This window comes from Caulobacter sp. GW822-FHT07D08 (assembly GCF_058798735.1).
Genome location: NZ_JBXAKU010000003.1, coordinates 67432 through 88846 on the forward strand (window position 1 = coordinate 67432; position 21415 = coordinate 88846).

The 21415-nt window shown below is 68.1% G+C and carries 23 protein-coding genes; 12 read left to right on the top strand and 11 right to left on the bottom strand.

What is annotated here, in order from left to right; all coding sequences use genetic code 11:
* The first annotated feature begins 47 nt into the window (after positions 1-47).
* Positions 48-485 (top strand): GNAT family N-acetyltransferase, encoded by a 438-nt coding sequence (locus AC1RJ9_RS06845; RefSeq protein ID WP_492839028.1) that lies wholly within the window; start codon positions 48-50, stop codon positions 483-485.
* A 4-nt stretch (positions 486-489) separates the two neighbouring features.
* On the opposite strand, the gene mutM is transcribed toward AC1RJ9_RS06845, so the two are convergent.
* Positions 490-1353: a bifunctional DNA-formamidopyrimidine glycosylase/DNA-(apurinic or apyrimidinic site) lyase gene (mutM, locus tag AC1RJ9_RS06850; RefSeq protein WP_492839027.1), complete on the bottom strand. Its 864-nt coding sequence runs from the start codon at positions 1351-1353 to the stop codon at positions 490-492.
* Between the two features lie 83 nt (positions 1354-1436).
* Between mutM and AC1RJ9_RS06855 the strand changes: the two genes are divergently transcribed.
* Positions 1437-2195, top strand: a complete 759-nt coding sequence (locus AC1RJ9_RS06855; RefSeq protein ID WP_492839026.1) for a class I SAM-dependent methyltransferase — start codon at positions 1437-1439, stop codon at positions 2193-2195.
* 153 nt (positions 2196-2348) lie between these two features.
* Positions 2349-3857 (top strand): 2-polyprenylphenol 6-hydroxylase, encoded by a 1509-nt coding sequence (gene ubiB, locus AC1RJ9_RS06860; protein ID WP_492839024.1) that lies wholly within the window; start codon positions 2349-2351, stop codon positions 3855-3857.
* A gap of 4 nt (positions 3858-3861) precedes the next feature.
* Here ubiB and AC1RJ9_RS06865 read toward each other — a convergent pair whose 3' ends face one another.
* A complete protein-coding gene (locus tag AC1RJ9_RS06865; RefSeq protein ID WP_492839023.1) occupies positions 3862-4425 on the bottom strand; it encodes a hypothetical protein in 564 nt (187 codons plus the stop codon).
* A 166-nt stretch (positions 4426-4591) separates the two neighbouring features.
* Here AC1RJ9_RS06865 and coaBC point away from each other — a divergent pair, with 166 nt between their 5' ends.
* The gene (gene coaBC / locus AC1RJ9_RS06870) at positions 4592-5788 is read left to right on the top strand and encodes a bifunctional phosphopantothenoylcysteine decarboxylase/phosphopantothenate--cysteine ligase CoaBC (RefSeq protein WP_492839021.1); all 1197 of its coding nucleotides are present in this window, start codon (positions 4592-4594) and stop codon (positions 5786-5788) included.
* A gap of 153 nt (positions 5789-5941) precedes the next feature.
* Positions 5942-6409, top strand: a complete 468-nt coding sequence (dut, locus tag AC1RJ9_RS06875; RefSeq protein WP_492839019.1) for a dUTP diphosphatase — start codon at positions 5942-5944, stop codon at positions 6407-6409.
* Positions 6410-6465: 56 nt separating this feature from the next.
* On the opposite strand, the gene AC1RJ9_RS06880 is transcribed toward dut, so the two are convergent.
* Entirely contained in the window at positions 6466-6594 is a 129-nt protein-coding gene (locus AC1RJ9_RS06880; RefSeq protein ID WP_492839018.1) for a hypothetical protein, read from the bottom strand.
* 307 nt (positions 6595-6901) lie between these two features.
* Here AC1RJ9_RS06880 and AC1RJ9_RS06885 point away from each other — a divergent pair, with 307 nt between their 5' ends.
* The 3 genes from AC1RJ9_RS06885 to AC1RJ9_RS06895 are packed head-to-tail and all read left to right on the top strand — an operon-like array spanning position 6902 to position 10254.
* A complete protein-coding gene (locus AC1RJ9_RS06885; protein ID WP_492839017.1) occupies positions 6902-8020 on the top strand; it encodes an HlyD family secretion protein in 1119 nt (372 codons plus the stop codon).
* Between the two features lie 16 nt (positions 8021-8036).
* Positions 8037-9629: a DHA2 family efflux MFS transporter permease subunit gene (locus tag AC1RJ9_RS06890; protein ID WP_492839016.1), complete on the top strand. Its 1593-nt coding sequence runs from the start codon at positions 8037-8039 to the stop codon at positions 9627-9629.
* A gap of 16 nt (positions 9630-9645) precedes the next feature.
* Positions 9646-10254, top strand: coding sequence for a TetR/AcrR family transcriptional regulator (locus AC1RJ9_RS06895; protein WP_492839015.1), 609 nt, complete (start codon positions 9646-9648; stop codon positions 10252-10254).
* Between the two features lie 124 nt (positions 10255-10378).
* Here AC1RJ9_RS06895 and AC1RJ9_RS06900 read toward each other — a convergent pair whose 3' ends face one another.
* From AC1RJ9_RS06900 to AC1RJ9_RS06915, 4 genes are all read right to left on the bottom strand, one after another.
* The gene (locus tag AC1RJ9_RS06900) at positions 10379-11194 is read right to left on the bottom strand and encodes an enoyl-ACP reductase FabI (RefSeq protein WP_492839014.1); all 816 of its coding nucleotides are present in this window, start codon (positions 11192-11194) and stop codon (positions 10379-10381) included.
* Between the two features lie 72 nt (positions 11195-11266).
* Positions 11267-12481 (bottom strand): beta-ketoacyl-ACP synthase I, encoded by a 1215-nt coding sequence (fabB, locus tag AC1RJ9_RS06905; protein ID WP_492839013.1) that lies wholly within the window; start codon positions 12479-12481, stop codon positions 11267-11269.
* A gap of 104 nt (positions 12482-12585) precedes the next feature.
* Positions 12586-13101: a 3-hydroxyacyl-[acyl-carrier-protein] dehydratase FabA gene (gene fabA / locus AC1RJ9_RS06910; RefSeq protein WP_125158983.1), complete on the bottom strand. Its 516-nt coding sequence runs from the start codon at positions 13099-13101 to the stop codon at positions 12586-12588.
* An 80-nt stretch (positions 13102-13181) separates the two neighbouring features.
* Positions 13182-13706 carry an SH3 domain-containing protein gene (locus AC1RJ9_RS06915; protein WP_492839011.1) on the bottom strand — a complete coding sequence of 175 codons (525 nt, stop codon included), beginning with the start codon at positions 13704-13706 and terminating at the stop codon, positions 13182-13184.
* Positions 13707-13778: 72 nt separating this feature from the next.
* Between AC1RJ9_RS06915 and AC1RJ9_RS06920 the strand changes: the two genes are divergently transcribed.
* Positions 13779-14765: a 2-hydroxyacid dehydrogenase gene (locus AC1RJ9_RS06920; protein WP_492839009.1), complete on the top strand. Its 987-nt coding sequence runs from the start codon at positions 13779-13781 to the stop codon at positions 14763-14765.
* Between the two features lie 4 nt (positions 14766-14769).
* On the opposite strand, the gene AC1RJ9_RS06925 is transcribed toward AC1RJ9_RS06920, so the two are convergent.
* The 4 genes from AC1RJ9_RS06925 to AC1RJ9_RS06940 all read right to left on the bottom strand — a co-directional run bounded on the left by AC1RJ9_RS06925 (position 14770) and on the right by AC1RJ9_RS06940 (position 18588).
* Entirely contained in the window at positions 14770-15153 is a 384-nt protein-coding gene (locus AC1RJ9_RS06925; RefSeq protein ID WP_492839008.1) for a group II truncated hemoglobin, read from the bottom strand.
* Positions 15154-15235: 82 nt separating this feature from the next.
* Positions 15236-16750 (bottom strand): succinyl-CoA:acetate CoA-transferase ScpC, encoded by a 1515-nt coding sequence (gene scpC / locus AC1RJ9_RS06930; RefSeq protein ID WP_492839007.1) that lies wholly within the window; start codon positions 16748-16750, stop codon positions 15236-15238.
* A 79-nt stretch (positions 16751-16829) separates the two neighbouring features.
* On the bottom strand, positions 16830-17792 hold the full coding sequence (locus AC1RJ9_RS06935) for an alpha/beta fold hydrolase (RefSeq protein ID WP_492839006.1): 963 nt from the start codon (positions 17790-17792) through the stop codon (positions 16830-16832).
* Between the two features lie 58 nt (positions 17793-17850).
* Entirely contained in the window at positions 17851-18588 is a 738-nt protein-coding gene (locus AC1RJ9_RS06940; protein ID WP_492839004.1) for a HesA/MoeB/ThiF family protein, read from the bottom strand.
* A 5-nt stretch (positions 18589-18593) separates the two neighbouring features.
* Here AC1RJ9_RS06940 and hslV point away from each other — a divergent pair, with 5 nt between their 5' ends.
* The 3 genes from hslV to hslU all read left to right on the top strand — a co-directional run bounded on the left by hslV (position 18594) and on the right by hslU (position 21409).
* Positions 18594-19193, top strand: coding sequence for an ATP-dependent protease subunit HslV (gene hslV / locus AC1RJ9_RS06945; RefSeq protein ID WP_492839003.1), 600 nt, complete (start codon positions 18594-18596; stop codon positions 19191-19193).
* 84 nt (positions 19194-19277) lie between these two features.
* Positions 19278-20117, top strand: coding sequence for a DUF4440 domain-containing protein (locus AC1RJ9_RS06950; RefSeq protein WP_492839001.1), 840 nt, complete (start codon positions 19278-19280; stop codon positions 20115-20117).
* Positions 20114-21409, top strand: a complete 1296-nt coding sequence (gene hslU / locus AC1RJ9_RS06955) for an ATP-dependent protease ATPase subunit HslU (RefSeq protein WP_492838999.1) — start codon at positions 20114-20116, stop codon at positions 21407-21409. Before AC1RJ9_RS06950 ends, hslU begins: the two co-directional genes overlap by 4 nt.
* Positions 21410-21415: the final 6 nt, after the last annotated feature.

Sequence of the window (21415 nt, forward strand, 5' to 3'; positions counted from 1 at the left end):
GGACGCGCTTGAACGTATTGATCCGCAGAGCCGCGCGTTCGGATACGATGGCGCTCGAGCAGGTGCTTCTCGATACGTATGAAAGCACTTGGCTTCCTCAGCTGTCGCCCGAGGCCGCTCGTGTCTTCCGGGACGAGAGGCGGCCCGCCGCCTATGTCGCCGAGCATGGAGCCCGGTTCTGGGTCGCCGAGCTGAACGACCAGGTCGTCGGCTTCGCGGATTGGGAGGCGGACTTCATAAACGCGCTCCATGTGCGGACCAGTCATGCCCGCATGGGGATCGGCGCCCGCCTCATGGACAAGGCCGAGGCCGAAATCGCCAGCGCCGGCTTTTTCACGGCGCGATTGGAGACAGACACCTTCAACACCCGCTCACGGGCTTTCTATTTCGCGCGCGGGTACCGCCAAGCCGATTGCTATCCGGACCGCGAATGGAATAGCGGCCTGATGACACTCTTGCTGATCAAGGCTTTGGGCGCCCCCTAGCCCCTCACACCTGGCAGACAGGGCAGAAGAAGGTCGAGCGGCCGGCCTGGACCTGGCGGGCGATGACGCCCTCGCAGCCCGGCGTCGGGCAGGGCTCGCCCTCGCGGTCGTAGACGCGGAAGCGATGCTGGAAATAGCCTAGCGCCCCGTCGGCGGCGGCGAAGTCCTTCAGGGTGGAGCCGCCGACCTCGACGGCCTCGGCCAGCACCTCCTTGATCGCGAGGGTCAGGGGCGCGAGACGCTTCTTCGCGATCCCGCCCGACGGCTTGAACGGCGAGATACACGACCGGTGCAGGGCCTCGCACACATAGATATTGCCCAGGCCCGCGACGGTGCGTTGGTCCAGCAGCAGGGTCTTGGGTCCCTGCTTGCGGTTGGCGAACGCCTTTTCCAGCGTTTTGGCGTCGAAGCCCTCGCCCAGCGGCTCAGGTCCCATGGTGGCGAACCAGGGATGATGGCTGACGCGATCGGTGGGGATCAGGTCCATGAAGCCGAACCGGCGCGGATCATAATAGGTGACCATCGCGCCCGCCTCGGTCTCGAAGACGACGTGGGCGTGCTTGTCGTCCGGCTTGACCTCGCGGGCGAAGTCGCCGGGACGGACAGCGCCCTCCGGCGCGGCGATCTCGAAGCGGCCGGTCATGCCGAGATGCATCACCAGGGTGTCGCCCCGGTCCAGCGGGGCGAGGATGTACTTGGCCCGGCGATCGAGGCGCAGGATCTTCGCGCCCGTCAGCCGCTGGACGAAGCCATCCGGCAGGGGAAAGCGCAGGTCAGGCCGGTTGGCGCGAACGCGGGCCAGGCGCGCGCCGGAGAGGACAGGCTCGAGACCGCGTCGCACGGTCTCGACTTCGGGCAATTCGGGCAAGGATCATTCCTTAAGGCGATGACGTGGCGCGAGGCGCAAGCTAAGAGCGTCCTGTCATATAAAGAGCGCGGCCCAAAGACGTCATGAGCAACACCTCCGCCAGCTTCGGTTTCAAGGATGTCGACGCCTCGCTGAAGGCCGGGATGGTGCGCGGCGTGTTCGATCGCGTCGCCAAGAACTACGACATCATGAACGACCTGATGAGCGGCGGCGTGCACCGCCTCTGGAAGGACGCCGTCGCCGCGCGGCTCAATCCGCAGCCGGGCGAGGTGATCATCGACTGCGCCGGCGGCACCGGCGACATGGCCCGCCGCTTCGCCAAGATGGCCCGGAACGCCCAGGAGCGGCGCGGCGGTCCGGACGCGACGATCAACATCATCGACTATAATGCCGAGATGATCATGGCCGGCATCGAGCGCGGCGGCGAACCGGAGATCACCTGGACCGTCGGCGACGCCCAACGCCTGCCGCTGCCGGACGCCTATGCCAACGCCTATGTGATCTCGTTCGGCATCCGTAATGTCACCGACATCGACGCGGCCTTGCGCGAGGCCCGCCGGGTGCTGAAGCCTGGCGGCCGCTTCCTGTGCCTGGAGTTCTCGCGTCCGGTGACCGAGGCCCTGGCCAAGGCGTATGACGCCTACAGTTTCAAGGTCATCCCGCAGGTCGGCGAGTGGGTCGCCAAGGACCGCGAGGCCTATCAGTACCTGGTCGAGAGCATCCGCCGCTTCCCCGACCAGCGCACCTTCGCCGGCATGATGGAAAACGCCGGCTTCAAGCGGGTGACCTTCACCAACTTCACCGGCGGCGTCGCGGCCCTGCACCAGGGCTGGGCGCTCTGATTTGCTGATGGCCTTTTTTTCTCCCGACTTCCCCGGCGAATGCCGGGGCCCAGATCATGGGGCTGAGCTGCGCCAGGTTTGGTCAGCGCTCAGGCTGTATCTGGATCCCGGCATTCGCCGGGAAGATCGGGGTGAAGGGAAGGGGCGCGCCAAGTGACAAACTTCTCCGCGCTTCTACGCCTGACCGGCGCGGGCTGGGCCCTGGTCCGGGCCGACGCCCTGATCCCGCGCGAGGTCGAGCCGCAATTGCCGCCGTCGGCCAAGTTGGCGGGGCGGCTGCTGCGCCTGTTCGCCGGCGGGTCGGCCAGGCGCGGCCGTCCGGGCGAGCGCCTGGCGCGGGTGCTGGAAAAGCAGGGACCCGCGGCGATCAAGATGGGCCAGTTCCTGTCGACGCGAGCCGATATCTTCGGAACCGCCTTCGCCGAGGATCTGTCGCATCTGAAGGATCGTCTTGCGCCGTTCCCGCTGGAAACGGCTAAGGCCGAGATCGTCCGCAACCTCGGCAAGCCGCTCGACGAGGTCTATGCCGAGATCGGGGAGCCGGTCGCCGCCGCCTCCCTGGCCCAGGCCCATCCGGCCACCCTGCTGGACGGCCGCAAGGTGGCGGTGAAGGTGCTGCGGCCCGGCGTCGAGCGCCAGGTCGCCCAGGACAGCGCCGTCCTGCGGCTGGCCGCGCGCCTGGCCGAGAAACTGGCCCCCGCCGCGCGCCGCCTGCGCCCGACCGAATTCGTCGAGGTCGTGATCCGGTCGCTGGACCTGGAGATGGATCTGCGCTTCGAGGCCGCCGGCTGCGCCGAGCTGGGCGAGGCCATGGCGGTCGATCCCTATATGCGCGCGCCGCTGGTCTGCTGGGAGGGCGTCGGCAAGCGGGTCCTGACCCTGGCTTGGGCCGAAGGAACGCCCCTCTCGGACCCCGCCGCGCTGGAACTGCCCGGCCTGGATCGCAAGGCCCTGGCCGAGAACGTCACGCGCGGCTTTCTCGCCCAGGCCCTGGACCACGGCCTGTTCCACGCCGACCTGCACGAGGGCAACCTGTTCGTCGCCGCGCCGGCCGAGGTGGTCGCCGTCGACTACGGCATCGTCGGTCGCCTGGGTCCCGGCGAGCGCCGCTATCTCGCCGAGATCCTCTACGGCTTCCTGAACCGCGACTACGCGCGGGTGGCCAAGATCCATTTCGACGCCGGCTATGTCCCCGCCCATCAGGACATGGACGCCTTCGCCCAGGCCCTGCGCGCCGTCGGCGAGCCGGTCTTCGGCCGCAACGCCCGCGAGGTCTCGATGGGCCGGCTCCTGGCCCAGCTGTTCGAGATCACCGCCCTGTTCGACATGGCCCTGCGGCCGGAGTTGGTGCTCCTGCAGAAGACCATGGTCACGGTCGAGGGCGTCGCCCGTCGCATCGACCCCACTCACGACCTGTGGGCCGCCGCCGACCCGGTGGTGCGCCGCTGGATCGGCCGCGAGCTCTCGCCCGCCGCCAAGGCCCGTGACTTCGCCGAAGAAGCCCTGCGCGCGATCCGTGCCCTCGCCCGCCTGGCCGAGGCCCCGCCGACGCCCCTCCCGGTCAAGGTCGAGCGTGACCAGACCTGGCCGCTGCTGTGGTTCCTGGTCGGCGCGGCGACGGCCGGCGCGGCGTTCGTGACGGGCCTGCTGCTGGCGCGGTAGAGCCCTACCCTTCCGCCTGTTCCCGCCGCTTGGCCGCCGAAGCCCGGCGCGCCTCGCGGGTCTTCTGTTCGTCCCAGTAGGCCGCGCCCTCGTCCGGCTTGAACATCGTGCGCGGCGCGCCTTCGCGCGACACCACCGCGAAGACATTGCCCTTGGGATCGTAGATCAGCAGGTCGCCATTCGCGCGCTTGAGCGTCTCCGCGCCCTTGGGCGGGTCGCTGACGAAGGCGTGGACCTTGGCGACATAGTCGTCGGTTGACCGGGCGTCGAAGGTCTTGCCGTTGCTCTGGAACGAACGCTCGGCGTTTTCCTCCGCGGTGCGGGTGCGGTTGGCGGCCCAGTACGGCTTGCCCGCCACCAGCTTGACCGGCGCATCGCGCGGATCGGCGCGGCGGGCGCCCTCGCCCCTGCCGCCGTCGGTGGTCTCGGCCGGAGCGCCAGCCTCGACGCTGGCGCGCTCGCCAGCCTTGGGCGCCTTGACCGCCGACGCCCCGCTATCGCAGGCCGAAAGGCTCATCAGGCCGAGCGCGGCCACAACGCCCGCCGAGATATGTCGTACAACCTTCATGATCGTATTCGCCCCATAACTCTATCTATGCGATTACTGAACGAAAGCGGAACGAGAGTCGAGTCCTATCTTCGCCTTGTGATTGCCGCTCGAATTGCCTCTGGCGCTTTGGTTCGAGCGTGGGCATGTGCAGGGGACGAGACGAACGCGGAAAACGGAGCGCGACGTGAGCGGAAAACGGGTTCTTCTGATCGTTGGCGGCGGGGTGGCGGCCTACAAGGCGCTGCTGCTGACACGGCTCCTCCGCAAGGCGGGCGTCGGCGTGCGGCCGATCCTCACCAAGGCCGGCGCCGAGTTCGTCACGCCGCTGTCCCTGGCCGCCCTGGCCGAGGACAAGGTCTATCAGGAGCTGTTCTCCCTGACCGACGAGCACGAGATGGGTCATATCGAGCTGTCACGCTCGGCCGACCTGATCGTCGTGTCCCCCGCGACGGCCGACCTGATCGCCAAGGCGGCCCACGGCCTGGCCGGGGATCTCGCCTCCACCACCCTGCTGGCCACCGATAAGCCGGTGCTGATGGCCCCGGCCATGAACGTGCGGATGTGGCTGCACCCCGCCACCCAGCGCAACATCGCGACCCTGAAGGCCGACGGCGTCAGCTTCGTCGGGCCGGACGAGGGCGCCATGGCCTGCGGCGAGTTCGGCCCCGGCCGCCTGGCCGAGCCGGAAGAGATCTTCGCGGCGATCATGGCGCTCCTTGAAGGAAAGGCCGCCCGGCCGCTGGCCGGGAAGAAGGCCCTGGTCACCGCCGGCCCAACCTTCGAGCCGATCGACCCGGTGCGCGGGATCACCAACCGCTCCAGCGGCAAGCAGGGCTTCGCGATCGCCGAGGCGCTGGCGAAACTCGGCGCCGAGGTCACCCTGATCGCCGGCCCGGTCGCCCTGCCGACCCCGGTGGGGGTCAAGCGCATCGATGTCGAGACCGCCCGCCAGATGCTGGCGGCCAGCCAGGCGGCCCTGCCCGCCGACGTCGGCGTGTTCGTGGCCGCCGTCGCCGACTGGCGGGTGGACGAGGCGTTCGGGACCAAGCTGAAGAAGGAGAAGGGCGGACCACCGGCCCTGACCTTCGTCGAGAACCCCGACATCCTGGCCACCCTCTCGGCCACTGGCCCGCGGCGGCCCAAGCTGGTCATCGGCTTCGCGGCCGAGACCGACCATGTCGAGGAGCACGCCCGCGCCAAGCTGGCCCGCAAGGGCTGCGACTGGATCATCGCCAACGACGTCACCGAACCGGGCGTGATGGGCGGGACCGAGAACGCCGTGCTGTTGATCACCAAGGACGGGCTTGAGCGCTGGGACCGCGCGGCCAAGGATCAGGTGGCGGCCCAAATCGCGAAGCGGATCGCCGACGCCCTCGCTTAAGCGGCGCTGGCCGGAGGCCCGGCAAATCAGCTACAGCCGGGCCGACCTTTCCCGCGCCTATCCTATGGATAGGCTCACTCTAACATAGAGAGCGTGGCGAACGCCGAAACCGCACACACTTTCGGCTGCCACGCTCTCCCAGGAACCGCCCGCATGTCCGCCATCCCCGCCGGCCTCGCCATCCGCTTCAAGCGCTGGGACGGCAATGCCGACCTGCCGGTTCCGGCCTACGCCACCGCGGGCGCGGCCGGCTTCGATCTTAGGGCCCACGTGCCGGAGCACGAGCCGATCGTCCTGAAGCCGGGCTCGCGCTGCATGGCCCCGACCGGCTTCTCGGTGGCCATTCCGGACGGCTATGAGATGCAGGTGCGCCCACGCTCGGGCCTGGCTTTCAAGAACGGCGTCACGGTGGTCAACGCCCCGGGCACCGTCGACAGCGACTATCGCGGCCAGGTCTGCGTGCTGCTGATCAATCTGGGCGAAGAGGATTTCACCATCCGCCGGGGCGACCGCATCGCCCAGGGCGTGATCGCGGCGGCCCCGCAATGGACGCTGGTCGAGGTCGACGACCTGGACGCCACCGACCGAGGCGCGGGCGGCTTCGGCTCGACGGGCGTCTAGACTTTTCCTGGATCGCGCGGTGGCCGCCAAAAATGGCGGTCACCTTTGGCAATCGCTCAGACGGCCGGGTGGATAGCCCGAAGGCCCAGCATCAGATAGCCGCCAAAGCCGGCCGCGAAAGCAGCCGCGGCCATCCAGAGCACCGGGCGGATCATGTCGAGCGGCGTCTGGGGGTGGGACTTCATCTGAACCTCCTGCGACCTTCAGCGGGGCCGGCGAATACTGACGCCGGAGGAGATACGCGCTCCCGAACCGTTGGTTGCCGTTGGGGAGCGGCTTTTAATCTGTCGTGATTCCGGCGCAAGAAAAATCGTGGCGTGTCGTCGCAGGGTCAGGCTCACGGCTGCCAAGACCGCGACGGCCCGTCGGCTCGACGATGTCCGGGAACCTTTCTTCGATCGTTGATTTTTGGACGGGTGCGTCCATTTATCCCTTGAAGGGCGCGCCGGACCCCAGTATCCGGCGCCTTCGAACTTTCGATCGGAACAGATCATGGCCTCGCCGGAAACCTCCGCGAACAGGAAGAGCAAGCTGGTTCCGATGATCGCCGGGGGGGCCATCCTGGCCGGCGTGGTCGTCGGCGGGACGTTCTGGTTCCTCGACAAGCAGCACTTCGAGAGCACCGACAACGCCTTCGTCCAGGCTGACACCGTCTCGGTCAGCCCGCAGGTCTCCGGCTATGTCGCCGAGGTGCTGGTGGCCGACAACCAGCGGGTCGAGGCTGGCCAGGTGCTGGCCAAGATCGATCCGTCGACCTTCCAGGCGCGCCTTGACCAGGCGATCGCCAACGCCAGCGCCGCCGACGCGGCCATCCGCGCCATCGACGACAAGGCCAGCCTGGAGCAGGCGATGATCGCCCAGAAGGCGGCCGGCGTGACCAGCGCCCAGGCCGACGCCGGGCGCGCCAAGGCCGACCTCGAGCGCTACGACGCCCTGGCCAAGCAAGGCTGGGTCTCGCAACAGAAGGTCCAGACTGAGCGCGCCGGAGCCACCCAGACCGCGGCCGGCGTCGCCAGCGCCCAGGCCGCTCTCGAGGCCGAGAAGCGCGCCGCCCAGTCGCTGGGCTCGGCCAAGGCCCAGACCATCGCCCAGGCCGCCGCCGCCCACGCCGCCGTGGAGCAGGCCAAGCTGGATCTGGAGCGCACCGTGATCCGCGCGCCTGCCGGCGGCGTAGTCGGGGCCCGCTCGGTTCGTCCGGGTCAGCTGGTCCAGCCGGGCGTGGCGCTGATGTCGATCGTGCCGCTGGGCCAGGCCTATATCGTCGCCAACTTCAAGGAGACCCAGGTCTCGCGCATCCGCGTCGGCCAGCCGGTCGAGATCAAGGCCGACGCCTTCGGCAAGCAGAAGATCGTCGGCAAGGTCGACAGCTTCGCCCCCGCCACCGGCCAGGAGTTCGCCCTGATCCCGGTCGAGAACGCCGTCGGCAATTTCACCAAGATCACCCAGCGCCTGCCGGTCAAGATCGTGGTCGACCGCAGCCAGCTGGGCCAGGCCCTGCGTCCGGGCCTGTCGGTCGAGATCAAGGTCGACGTCCGCGACCGGTCGGGCCCCTCGTTCGCCGAGGCCGGCCAAGCCACGCCGCAGGTCGCCCGCCAGGGCGTGGACCGCTAGAGCGAAGGAGCGCGTCATGACCGACGCCGCCCTGCCCGCCACCACCGTTTCCAAGGCCCCGACAAAACCCGAGGTCGACTGGACCAAGCTGTTCCTCGGCTTCGGCGCCATGGTCATCGGCCAGTTCATGGCCATCCTGGACATCCAGATCGTGGCGGCCTCGCTGCCGCAGATCCAGGCCGGCGTCGGGGCCAGCACCGACCAGATCAGCTGGATCCAGACGGCCTATCTGATCCCCGAGGTCGTGATGATCCCGCTGTCGGGATACCTGTCGCGCCTGTGGGGCACCCAGCGCCTCTATCTGATCTCGTGCACGGGTTTCATCGTGATGAGCGTGCTGACGGGCCTGTCCTCGTCGATCGACATGATGATCCTGACGCGGGCTCTGCAGGGCTTCATCGGCGGGGCGATGATCCCGACGGTGTTCGCCGTGGCCTTCACCGCCTTCCCGCCCGAGCGGCGCATCACCGCCAGCGTGATCATGGGCCTGATCGTCACCCTGGCCCCGACGGTCGGTCCCACCCTGGGCGGACACCTGACCGAGGCGTTGAGCTGGCGCTGGCTGTTCTTCATCAACGTCCCGACCGGGTTGGTGGTGCTGTTCGGCGTCTATCGCTGGGCCGACTTCGACAAGGGCGATCCCAGCCTGGCCAAGGGCTTCGACTGGTTCGGGCTGATCGTCATGGCGATCTTCCTGATGAGCATGCAGTTCGTGCTGGAAGAGGGCGCCAAGGACGACTGGTTCGACGACAGCGGCATCCTGTGGCTGACCGTGGTCGCCGTCCTGGGCGGGGTGACCTTCATCTGGCGACAGCTGACCTACAGGAACCCGATCGTCGAACTGCGCGCCTTCGCCAATCGCAACTTTTCGGTCGGCGTGCTGATGACGGCCGTCTCGGGCGCCAGCCTGTTCGGCGGCACCTTCCTGCTGCCGCAGTTCCTGGGTCGGGTGCGCCACTATTCGGCGTCGGAGGTCGGCACGACGATGATCGTGTCGGGCCTGTCGATGTTCCTGACCGGGCCGATCGCCGGCCGCCTGGTGCGCAAGACCGACCCGCGCGTGCCGATGTTCATCGGCTTCATTCTGGCCGGCTGGGGCATGTACATGGCCCACGGCGTGACCAAGGACTGGGGTTTCTGGGAATTCGCCGGCGTCCAGGCTTGTCGCGGCGTCGGGGTCATGATCGCCATGATCGCCACCCAGCAGATCACGATGAGCACCCTGCCCCCGCATATGGTCAAGAACGCCTCCGGCCTGGTGAACCTGTCGCGCAACACCGGCGGGGCCATCGGCCTTGCCCTGCTCGCCACCTCGATCTCCCAGCAGACGGCGCTCTACTACGACGACCTGACCTCGAAGGTGACCCAGGGCGGCGCGACGGCCGGCATGATGGCGGGCCTGATGGAGCGGATGCAGCAGCTGGGCGTCGCCGACCCCGGCGGCGCGGCGCGCAAGGCCATCGGCGGCATGTTGCAGCAGCAGGCCACGGTCATGGCCTTCGGCGACAGCTTCACCCTGCTGGCCATCGGCTGCTTCGTCGCCGCCGGCGTCTCGCTGCTGGCCGCGCCGGTCAAGAACGCCGCCCCGCCGCCCTCGGACGCTCACTGATGCCCGGAGTTTTCTGATGCCAAGGGTGCCCGGACAGATCGACGTCGCCAAGACCGAAGCCATCCTCGACGCCGCCGTCGAGGTGATCGGCGAACGCGGCCTGGCCGCTCCGATGGAGGCGATCGCCCGTCGGGCGGGGGTCTCCAAGCAGACGGTCTACAACCACTACGGCTCCAAGGCCGAGCTGATGCGAGCCCTGATGAATCGCCGCGTGGAGGCCATCACCGCCCCCCTTCGGGAACCCGGCGCCATCGAGAATCCCACCGAGGCCCTGGAGGCCTATGCCCGCTCGGTGCTGGAGACGGTGATCACTAGCAAGAGCTACTCGATGATGCGGGTGATCATGCTGGGGTCCGGGGAGATGCCCGACGTCGCCCAGGAGGTCTTCGAGGCCGGTCCCTTGAGCGCCCGCCGGCAGTTGGCGGCGTTCCTGAAGACCGAGACCGAGCTGGGCCGGATGAAGGTCGAGGATTTCGACCAGGCCGCGGAGTTCTTCTCCGGCATGGTCATGGGCCACGGCCAGCTGCGGTCCCTGCTGCGCCTGCCGTCCGACAAGACCCCGGAACAGTACGGCCGCCTCGCGAGGGAGGCGGCCGAGAGGTTCATGCGGGCTTACGCGCCGTAGAGGTCTGGCGTCCTTCGAGGCCCGCTTTGCGGGCGCCTCGGGATGAGGAATTCAGAACAACCTCATCCTGAGGTGCGCGCTCCTGAGCGCGCCTCGAAGACGCACAACGGCTCAGCAAGTCGCCCTACGCCTCTTCGGGGTCCGGCATGCCCATCATGTGGAAACCGGCGTCGACGTGGACGACTTCACCCGTGGTCGACTTGCCAAGGTCCGAGGCCAGCCACAGGGCGCAGCCCGCGACGCCTTCCATCGAGGTGTCTTCCTTCATCGCCGAGAAGGCGCGGCCCTGAGCGATCATGCCGCGACCGCCCGAGATGCCGGCCAGCGACAGGGTGCGCATGGCGCCGGCCGAGATGGCGTTGGCGCGGATGCCCTTGGGGCCAAGGTCGCGAGCGATGTAGCGGGTCGAGGCTTCCAGAGCCGCCTTGGCCACGCCCATGGTGTTGTAGTTCGGGATCGTCCGCTCCGACCCCAGATAGGTCATGGTCACCAGCGAGCCGCCGTTCGGCATGATCTTGCTGGCGCGCTTGGCGACGTCCACGAAGCTGAAGGCCGAGATGTTCATGGCCGTCAGGAAGCCTTCGCGGGTGGTGTTGTCCACGAACGAGCCCTTCAGCTCGTTCTTGTTGGCGAAGGCCACCGAGTGGATCACGAAGTCCAGCGTGCCGAACTCCTTCTCGATCAGCGCGAAGGCCGCGTCCATCGAGGCGTCATCGGTGACGTCGCAGGGGATCATCGTCTTGACGCCGATGCTCTCGGCCAGCGGGCGCACACGGCGCTCCAGGTCCTCGCCCTGATAGGTGAAGGCCATCTCGGCGCCCTGGGCGGCCAGCTGGCTGGCGATGCCCCAGGCGATCGAGTTGTGATTGGCCACGCCCATGACGAGGCCCGTCTTGCCCCGCATCAGCTCGCCCTTGGGGAACGCGTATTCGTCGGCCATGTGTCGGGCCCTTTCCGGAAGTCGTTGACCGCTGGTTAGCAGGCGGCTCCGCCGGGCGGAACCCTCCCCAACCTAGTCGGCGCGGCTGAAGATCAACGTGCCGTTGGTGCCGCCGAAGCCAAAGCTGTTGGACATCACCGTCTGCAGCGGCTTGTCGACGCGCTGGCGCAGGATCGGCAGGTCGGCGAACTCGGGATCCAGCGTCTCGATGTTGGCGCTCTCGCAGGCGAAGCCGTTGTTGAGCATCAGGATCGAGTAGATGGCCTCCTGCGCGCCGGCCGCGCCCAGGCTGTGCCCGGTCAGCGACTTGGTCGACGAGATCATCGGGGCCTTGTCGCCGAACACTTCGCGCACCGCGCCCATCTCCTTGCTGTCGCCGACCGGCGTCGAGGTGCCGTGCGGGTTCAGGTAGTCGATGGTCCGGCCGCCGGCGTCGGCCATGGCCAGCTTCATGCAGCGCGCCGCGCCCTCGCCCGACGGGGCGACCATGTCGTAGCCGTCGGAATTGGCCGCATAGCCCACGAGTTCTCCGTAGATCTTGGCCCCGCGCGCCTTGGCGTGCTCGTACTCCTCCAGCACCACGACGCCCGCGCCGCCGGCGATCACGAAGCCGTCGCGGTCCTTGTCGTAGGCGCGGCTGGCCACCGCCGGGCGGTCGTTGAAGTTGCTGCTCATGGCGCCCATGGCGTCGAACAGGTTCGACAGGGTCCAGTCCAGCTCCTCGCAGCCGCCGGCGAAGATGATGTCCTGCTTGCCCATCTGGATCTGCTCGGCGCCCGCGCCGATGCAGTGGGCGCTGGTCGCGCAGGCCGAGCTGATCGAATAGTTGATCCCGCGAATCTTGAACCAGGTCGACAGCACCGCCGACGGACCCGAGCTCATGGCCTTGGGCACCGCGAACGGACCGATCCGCTTGGGACCCTTCTCCCTCGTCGTGGCGGCGGCCTCGACGATGACGCGGGTGGACGGGCCGCCCGAGCCGACGATCAGGCCGGTGCGCTCGTTGGAGATGTCGCTCTCCTCAAGGCCGGAGTCGGCGATCGCCTGTTCCATGGCGATGTGGGCGTAGGCCGTGCCGGGCGCCAGGAAGCGGGCGGCGCGGCGGTCGACCAGCGGCTCCCACTCGATCTGGGGCGCGGCGTGGACCTGACAGCGGAAGCCGAGCTCGGCATATTCCGGCGCGGCGATCACGCCGGACTTGGCTTCCTTCAGGGACGCCAACACCTCATTGGCGTTGTTGCCGATGGACGAGACGATCCCCAGTCCGGTGACGACGACGCGACGCATATCGTAAATCCTCTTCTCCCCCTCGAAATCCGCCAGGGGCCAGCTCTCCCAAATCCCCGAGCGCGGCGTCGCCGCTCCCGGAATGGCCGGTCTCGTCTAACGGATCAGGACGCCATCTGTTCGGGCGTGAACAGCCCGACCTTGAGGTCCTTGGTTTCGTATATGGCCTTGCCGTCGGCTTCCAGGACGCCGTCGGCGATTCCCATGACCAACTTACGCATGATCACCCGCTTCAGGTCGATCTTATAGACGACTTTCTTGACGTCCGGCGTCACCTGGCCCGTAAACTTGACCTCGCCGACGCCCAGGGCGCGGCCACGGCCGGGACCACCCGACCAACCCAGGAAGAACCCGACCAGCTGCCACATGGCGTCCAGGCCCAGGCATCCGGGCATGACGGGATCGCCGATGAAGTGACAGCCGAAGAACCAAAGGTCGGGATTGATGTCGAACTCGGCCTCGACATAGCCCTTGCCGTGCTTGCCGCCCTCGGCCTCGATCCGGACGATGCGATCGAACATCAGCATCGGCGGGGCCGGAAGCTGGGCGTTGCCGGGACCGAACAGCTCGCCGCGGCCGCAGGCCAGGAGTTCTTCGAAGGTGTAGGCGTTCTTCTGCATGGGGACGCCCTAGCACGGCGGCGGGTCAGGTCTCAACGTTTCCCTGACGGGGGGTGTTCCGACGCCGGGCGGACGGGCGCCTAACCCTTGCGACACTGCACGGCCGGATCCGCGCCCCAGATGTCGCTTTCCTTGGCCCAGCCGGACGAGCCGTCGGCGCGCAGCTTGCACCAGCCCTCTTCGCACTTGTCGAGCTGGGCGACCGAGCGGCCCTTCAGATAGGCGCTGACCTTGGCTCCATCCCGGGGGGCGCCGAGCAGAGGCAGGTTGGTCGGCTGCACGCGCATGGCCGAGCGGCGGCCGTCGGTGGTCCGCTTGTGCACCCAGGCCAGTCCGCCTTCCGGATCGCAGATCCGCCGCCACTCGCGGGTTTCGGCCACCACCTGCACCGGCAGGCCCTTGGCGTGGTAGATCCAGAGCAGCCGATGGGCCTCGTCCGGGCCGTTGCGCGCGTTGACCTCGGCGTATTTCAGCGACACATAACGTGGCACCTCCAGGCCCGACGGCGTGATCTTGGGGCCCTCCGCCAGGGCCGGACCCGCCAGCAGACCGACGATCGCCCCAAGAACGACATGAAACGAACCTTGTTTTGTTTTCGACGGCATGTTGCTTGGCCCCCTCGGGCCCCTTTGCTACAGCTTTCAAACGCCCGTCAGTGAGAGCTTTTCAAACCGCCCATGGCCGCCCGCAAGCTCAAAGTCATCGTCACCCGCAAACTCCCCGATCCGGTGGAGACGCGAATGTGCGAACTGTTCGATACCGAACTGAACGTCTCCGACAAACCCTTGACGGCGGATGAACTGGTCGAGGCCATGAGCCGCGCCGACGTGCTGGTGCCGACGATCACCGATCGTATCGACTCGCGCCTTCTGTCGCGATCCGGCGATCGGCTCAAGCTGATCGCCAATTTCGGGGCCGGTGTCGACAATATCGACGTCGCCACGGCCAATGCGCGCGGCATCATCGTCACCAATACGCCGGGGGTCCTGACCGAGGACACCGCCGACCTGACCATGACCCTGATCATGGCCGCCTCGCGCCGGATCGTCGAAGGCGCCGAGGTGGTCAAGTCCGGCGGCTTCCACGGCTGGTCGCCGACCTGGATGCTGGGCCGCCGCCTGTGGGGCAAGCGCCTGGGCATCATCGGCATGGGCCGCATCGGTCAGGCCGTGGCTCGGCGCGCCAAGGCCTTCGGCATGCAGGTGCACTATCACAACCGCAAGCCCGTCAGCCCCCGCATCGCCGAGGAGCTGGGCTGCACCTACTGGGAAAGCCTCGACCAGATGCTGGCCCGGATGGACTTCGTCTCGGTCAACTGCCCACACACCCCGGCCACCTATCACCTGCTGTCGGCTCGCCGCCTGAAGCTGCTGCGGCCGCACGCGGTGCTGGTCAACACCGCCCGCGGCGAGGTGATCGACGAAGGCGCGCTGGCCAACATGCTGGCCAAGGGCGAGATCGCCGGCGCGGGCCTCGACGTCTACGAGCACGAGCCCGCGATCAACCCCAAACTCTTGAAGCTGCCCAATGTCGTGCTGCTGCCCCACATGGGCTCGGCGACGGTCGAGGGCCGGATCGACATGGGCGAGAAGGTCATCGTCAACGTGAAGACCTTCATGGACGGCCACCGGCCGCCAGACCGGGTGATCCCGGCGATGCTGTAAAGGCTCAGCGGGTTGTCATGTTGGCGGCCATGCGCCCGAAGACGTCGTTGAGCGCCCCGGCCATCTCGCGATCGACCTGAACCTGGTCCAAGGCGCGGCGCATCGCCTCCGTCCATTGCCCCACCGTGGCGGCGTCGATCGGCATCGCGCGGTGCATGGACATCATGCAGACGCCTGGGTTCGCGACGAACCAGTCGCGCGGGCCGCCCAGCCAGCCGGTCAGCCAACCCTTCAGCGCGGCGCGCACGTTGGTCATGTCGGGCGCGTGCATGGCCCGCAGTGCCGCATAGGCCTGATCGGTCTCGACGAGGTCGTAGAAGGCCTCGACCAGGGCGTTGACGCGGGCGGCGCCGCCGATCTGGTCGAAGGCGGTCTGTTGAACGGTCATCGAAGGCTCCGGACTCGAAACCGGCAGGATCGACGCGATCGACCGACCGCGCCTTGATCCCCCTCAAGCCCGTCGCGCGAACCTAGCCGCGCATGTCGCCCGTCTCGACGAACCGCTGGTGCCAGGCGAAGGCCTCGTCCAGCAGGGTCGGGGATTGCTGACCGTAGGAGTCGCGGCGGGCGCGGGCCAGATAGTCCTTGAGGGCCGGACGGTAGTCCGGGTGCGAGCAGTTCTCGATGATCACCTCGGCCCGCTGGCGGGGCGACAGGCCGCGCAGGTCGGCCAGGCCCTGCTCGGTGACCAGGATCTGGACGTCCTGATTGATGTGGTCGACGTGCGGCGCCTTCGGGACGATGGTCGAGATCTTGCCGCCCTTGGCGGTCGAGGGGGCCATGAAGATCGAGACATAGGCGTTGCGGGCGAAGTCACCGCTGCCGCCGATGCCGTTCTGGATGCGCGAGCCCATCAGGTGGGTCGAGTTCACCGCCCCGTGGATGTCGGCCTCGATCATGCCGTTCATGGCGATGCAGCCCAGGCGGCGGATCAGCTCGGGGTGATTGCTGATCTCCTGGGGCCGCAGCACCAGCCGATCGCGGAAGCGGGCCATGTCGGCGTTCAGGGCGGCGGCCGCCTCGGGGCTCAACGAGAACGCGGTGGCCGAGGCGGTCAGCAGCTTGCCGGATTCCATCAGCTCCAGCATCCCGTCCTGCAGCACCTCGGTAAAGGCGGTCAGGTTGTCGAACGGACCGTGGACCAGGCCTGACATCACCGCGTTGGCGATGTTGCCCACGCCTGACTGCAGCGGCAGAAGGCTGGCCGGCAGGCGGCCGCGCGCGACCTCGTGACGGAAGAATTCCAGGAGATGGCCGGCGATGGCGCGGTGATCCTCGCCCGGGGCGTCGAACGGCAGATTTCGGTCGGGGGAGTCGGTTTCGACGATGGCGACGATCTTGGAGGGGTCGCAGCGGAAATAGGCCTCGCCGATGCGCTGGTCGGGCCGCACCAGCGGGATCGGCACGCGGTTCGGCGGCAGGGCGGTGCCGTAATAGATGTCGTGCATCCCTTCCAGCGCCGGATTCTGCCAGCGGTTGACCTCCAGGATCACCTTCGAGGCCCGGTCGATCCAGGTCTTGTTGTTGCCCACCGACGAGGACGGGATCAGCGCGCCGTCGGGGCGGATGCCGCTGACCTCGATGATCGCCGTATCCAGCGGACCCAGGAACCCCTGCCAGGCCATCGGCGCGACCTGGGACAGGTGCATATCGAAATAGTCCATCTCGCCGCGATTGATCTTGTCGCGGGCGATGGGATCGGAGTTGTACGGCAGGCGGAATTCGATGCCGTCGGCCTTGGCCAGGGCGCCGTCCAGCTCCGGCCCCGTCGAGGCCCCGGTCCAAACTCTCAGGCGGAAGGGGTTTCCAGCCGCGTGCTCGGCTTCGATGCGGCTGGCCAGGGCCATCGGCACGGCCTTGGGATAGCCCGATCCGGTAAAGCCGCTCATGCCCACCGTCTCGCCCGGCGCGATCAACGCCGCGGCCGCTTCGGCCGGCATGATCCTGGCCGCCAGGCTCTCCAGTCCGATCCGTGATCCGCTCATCTTCCAAGCCTCCGTACAGGATGCCGAAGGCTTAGCTTGGCCGTCGGGCCGGTGTCTGTCCCGTATTAGCCCGCGGTGGTCAATATGTGACGGGGTGCGTCGCCAGCCACGCCTTCAGATCGGCCACCGATCGGTCTGGAATCTGCTCCATCGGCACGTGGCCGACTCCCGGATAGAGGATCAGGGTCGCGCCCGGTATGGCCTTGTGGAATTTCTCGCCGTCCAGGGCCGGGATCAGCCGGTCGTCCTGGCCGAACATCACCAGGGTGGGAACATGGATCCGCGACAGCTCGGACGCCGAGGCCAGGCGGCGCGGGCCGGTCTGCAGGCCCAGCAGGATATCCCGGTGACCCGGCGCGCGCGCCAGGTCGACATAGCGATCGATCAGCGCCGGGGTGACCAGCCTGGGATCCAGATAGGCCGCGCGCAGGCCCTGGGCGACCAGCGGCCGGGCGTCGATGTTTCGCAACAGCTTTCTTCCCAGCGGATTGCGCAGGATCGCGAAGATCGAGGCCCCTCCGGCCTTGCTCATCGGCCAGCCGGCCGCATCGACCAGGACCAGGCGCTGGACCTTGTCCGGATGGTTCAGCGCATAGGCCCAGGCCACCCCGCCGCCCATCGAGTTGCCGCCGAGGGTGAAGCGGGTCAGGCCCAGCTTGACCGTCACCCCGTCGACAACAGCGTCGAAGCCGTCTCGCCCGGCCGCATAGCCCGGGGGCGTACGGGTCAGGCCATGGCCGGGCAGGTCGAGGACAACCACGCGATAGTCGCTCGACAGCGCCTTGGCCCACGCGTCCCAGGCATGGGTCGAGGCCGAGAAGCCATGCACCAGCACGACGGCCGGGGCCTCGCGCGGGCCGAGATCGCGATAGTGCGCCCGAACGCCGCCCGGCAGATCCATGTACTGGGAATCGGCGTAGCCATACCGCGCTTCCAGCGCGGCGTAGGGTATGTCCGGCCGCTGCAGCAGAAGCCAGCCGGCGGTCGCCAGCACCACGATCAGTCCAAGAGCGGTCGCGAGGCCGCGCGCCAGCGTCTTCATCCCGCCCCTCCCGGCGCCTGAACCCCAGCTTCGGAATTTGGACGAACGTCGTTCCGCGTCAAGCGCCGCACGACGGACAATGGGGATCGGCTCCGATCCGCACGGTGCGGGTTTCGGCCGAAAGGGCGTCATAGATCAACAGCTTGCCCGACAAGGGTTCGCCTGCGCCGACGACCAGCTTGATCGCCTCCAGGGCCATCATCGATCCGATCACCCCCGCCAACGCGCCGACCACACCGACCAAGGCGCAGGTCTCGGCGTCCGGCGGGGTTTCCGGCACCAGGCAACGGTAGCACGGCCTGCCGTGGAAAATCCCGACCTGACCGGTCCAGCGCCCCAGGGCCCCGCTGACCAGTGGCTTGCCGTGGACCAGGCAGGCGTCGCTGACGGCGAAGCGAGTGGCGAAGTCGTCGGTGCCGTCCAGGACGAGGTCATACCGGCCGACGATGTCGCCGGCATTGGCGGAGTCCAGCCATACCGGGTGGGTTTCCACGACGGTGTGCGGGTTCAGGGCGGCCAGACGCTCGACCGCCGCCACGACCTTGGGCCGGCCGACATCGGCGGTGGCGTAGAGCACCTGGCGCTGCAGGTTCGACAGCGAGACGGCGTCGGGATCCACCAGGCCGATCGTCCCGACCCCGGCGGCGGCCAGGTACAGCGCCGCCGGCGCGCCGAGGCCCCCGGCCCCGACCATCAGCACGCGCGCGCCTTTCAGCTTTTGCTGACCCGGACCGCCGACTTCGCGAAGCACCAGATGGCGGGCGTAGCGCTCGACCTCGGCCTCTGAAAAACTCATGGCGCTTGACCCTCCGGCCCGGCCTCGCCACATGCGAAGCCATGCAAAGCTCGACTTCCTTCCCCGACTGGCACGGCACGACCATTCTGGCGGTGCGCAAGAACGGACAGACCGTGATCGCCGGCGACGGACAGGTCTCCATGGGGCCAACCGTCGTCAAGGGCAACGCCCGTAAGGTGCGCCGCCTGGCCGGCGGCAAGGTGGTGGCGGGCTTCGCCGGGGCCACGGCCGACGCCTTCACCCTGATCGAGCGCCTCGAGGCCAAGCTGGAGCAATATCCCGACCAGCTGGCCCGCGCCTGCGTGGATCTGGCCAAGGACTGGCGCACCGACCGCTATCTGCGTCGGCTGGAAGCCATGCTGCTGGTGGCCGACAAGACCGCCATCTACACCGTCACCGGCGTCGGCGACGTGCTGGAACCGGGCGAAAGCGCCGACGGCAACGCCGTGGCGGCGATCGGCTCGGGCGGCAATTATGCCTTGGCGGCGGGTAAAGCACTACTCGACCAGGACCTTTCGGCCGAGGAGATCGCTCGCAAGGCGATGGCCATCGCCGCCGAGATCTGCGTCTACACCAACGGCAATCTCACGGTCGAAGCGCTTTAGGGCGAGGCCCAGCGGGTTTTCGTCGCAAACGAGATGCGCGGCGAATTCTCCCGGCGCTTGGCTAGGCGCGGGGAGGATCCCGCCATGCTGAAGACCCTTTTGATCGCTTGCGTTGCGTTGGCCGGCGCCAGCACCGTTCAGGCCGAGTCCAAGAACCCCGCCGACCAGGTGGAGGCCGCCGAGCGCGCCTTCGCGGCCGACGGCCTGGCCTTGGGCGTGAAGCGCGCGTTCCTGAAGCATATGGCCGACGACGCCATCATCTTCACGCCCACGCCGGCCAACGCTCGCGCCTTCCACGAAAGTCGGGCGCGCGACAATGGGCCCAAGCTGGAATGGTGGCCGGCCTGGGTGGTCGCCGCCCGGTCCGGAGACCTGGCCCTTTCCACCGGCCCGTCCTTTTTCGACGGCAAGCCGGGCGGCTGGTACTCCAGCATCTGGCGCAAGGACGCCGACAATGTCTGGCGCTGGATCTATGACGGCGGCAACGCCGCCGACCCGGTCTCGGCTCCCGTCCAGACGACGCCGGCGCGGAAAGGGCCAATGTCCAAGACTGGCGAAGGCTCGGCCGCCAAGGCCTTCGACGCCGTGCGGGCGGCCGAGGCGATGCTGAGCCAATCGGCTGAGAAGGACGCGCCCCAGGCTTACAAGGCCGTTCTGTCGGCCGACGCCCATTTGATCGGTCCGCGCGGAACCCGCGCCTTGCTCCCAACGGCGATCGCGGAACGCTTGGAACAGCGTCCGACGGCCATGACCCTGACCTTACGGGGCGGCGGCGCCGCCAAGGCCGGCGATTTCGTCTGGACCCATGGCGAAGCCGCGTGGTCGGAGGGTCAAAAAGCCGTCGCCGCACACTATATGCATGTCTGGCAAAGGCGGCCCAACGGGTGGCGCCTGATCTTCGAGACCCTGATCAACGACCGATGACCGAGTTTTCCCCCCGCGAGATCGTTTCCGAACTGGACCGTTACATCGTCGGTCACGCCGAGGCCAAGAAGGCCGTCGCCGTGGCCTTGCGCAACCGCTGGCGCCGCCGGCGCGTGCCGGCCGATCTGCGTGACGAGGTCACCCCCAAGAACATCCTGCTGATCGGCCCCACCGGCGTCGGCAAGACCGAGATCGCCCGCCGCCTGGCCAAGCTGGCCCAGGCGCCGTTCCTCAAGGTCGAGGCCACCAAGTTCACCGAGGTTGGCTATGTCGGCCGCGACGTCGACCAGATCGTTCGCGATCTCGTGGAAAGCGCGCTTGCCATGGTCCGCGACAAGCGGCGCGCCGCCGTGAAGGCGAAAGCGGAAGCCGCCGCCGAGGAGCGCATCCTCGACGCCATGACCGGCCCCGGCTCGACCGCCGCCCGCGACAGTTTCCGCAAGAAGCTCCGCGCCGGCGAGCTGGACGACAAGGAAATCGAGCTGCAGCTGGCCGACACGGGCGGCGGCGCCAGCTTCGAGATCCCCGGCCAGCCCGGCGCCCAGGTGCTGAACCTGTCGGAAATGATGAAGTCGTTCGGCGGCGGTCGCACCAAGACCCACAAGACCACCGTCACCGGCGCCTGGGCCCCGCTGATCGCCGAGGAAAGCGACAAGCTGCTCGACCAGGAAGCCCTGACTCAAGAGGCCCTGGAGCTGACCGAGAACCACGGCATCGTCTTCCTGGACGAGATCGACAAGGTCGCCAGCAGCGCCCAGCGCTCGGGCGCCGACGTCTCCCGGGAGGGCGTGCAGCGCGATCTGCTGCCGCTGATCGAGGGCACGACGGTCTCGACCAAGTACGGACCGGTGAAGACCGACCACATCCTGTTCATCGCCTCGGGCGCCTTCCACGTGGCCAAGCCGTCGGACCTGCTGCCCGAGCTGCAGGGCCGCCTGCCGATCCGCGTCGAGCTGAAGGGCCTGTCGCGCGACGACATGCGCCGAATCCTGACCGAGCCGGAGGCCAACCTGATCCGTCAGCACCAGGCCCTGATGCTGACCGAGGGCGTGACCCTGACCTTCACCGACGAGGCCATCGACGCCCTCGCCGACGCGGCCGTGGCCGTGAACAACTCGGTCGAGAACATTGGCGCCAGGCGTTTGCAGACGATCCTGGAGAAGGTGGTCGAGGAGATCAGCTTCTCGGCGGCCGATCGTAGCGGCGAGACCGTGGCGATCGACGCGGCCTATGTCCAGGAGCGGATCGGCGCCCTGGCGGCCAACGCCGACCTGAGCCGGTTCATCCTCTAGGGCGAC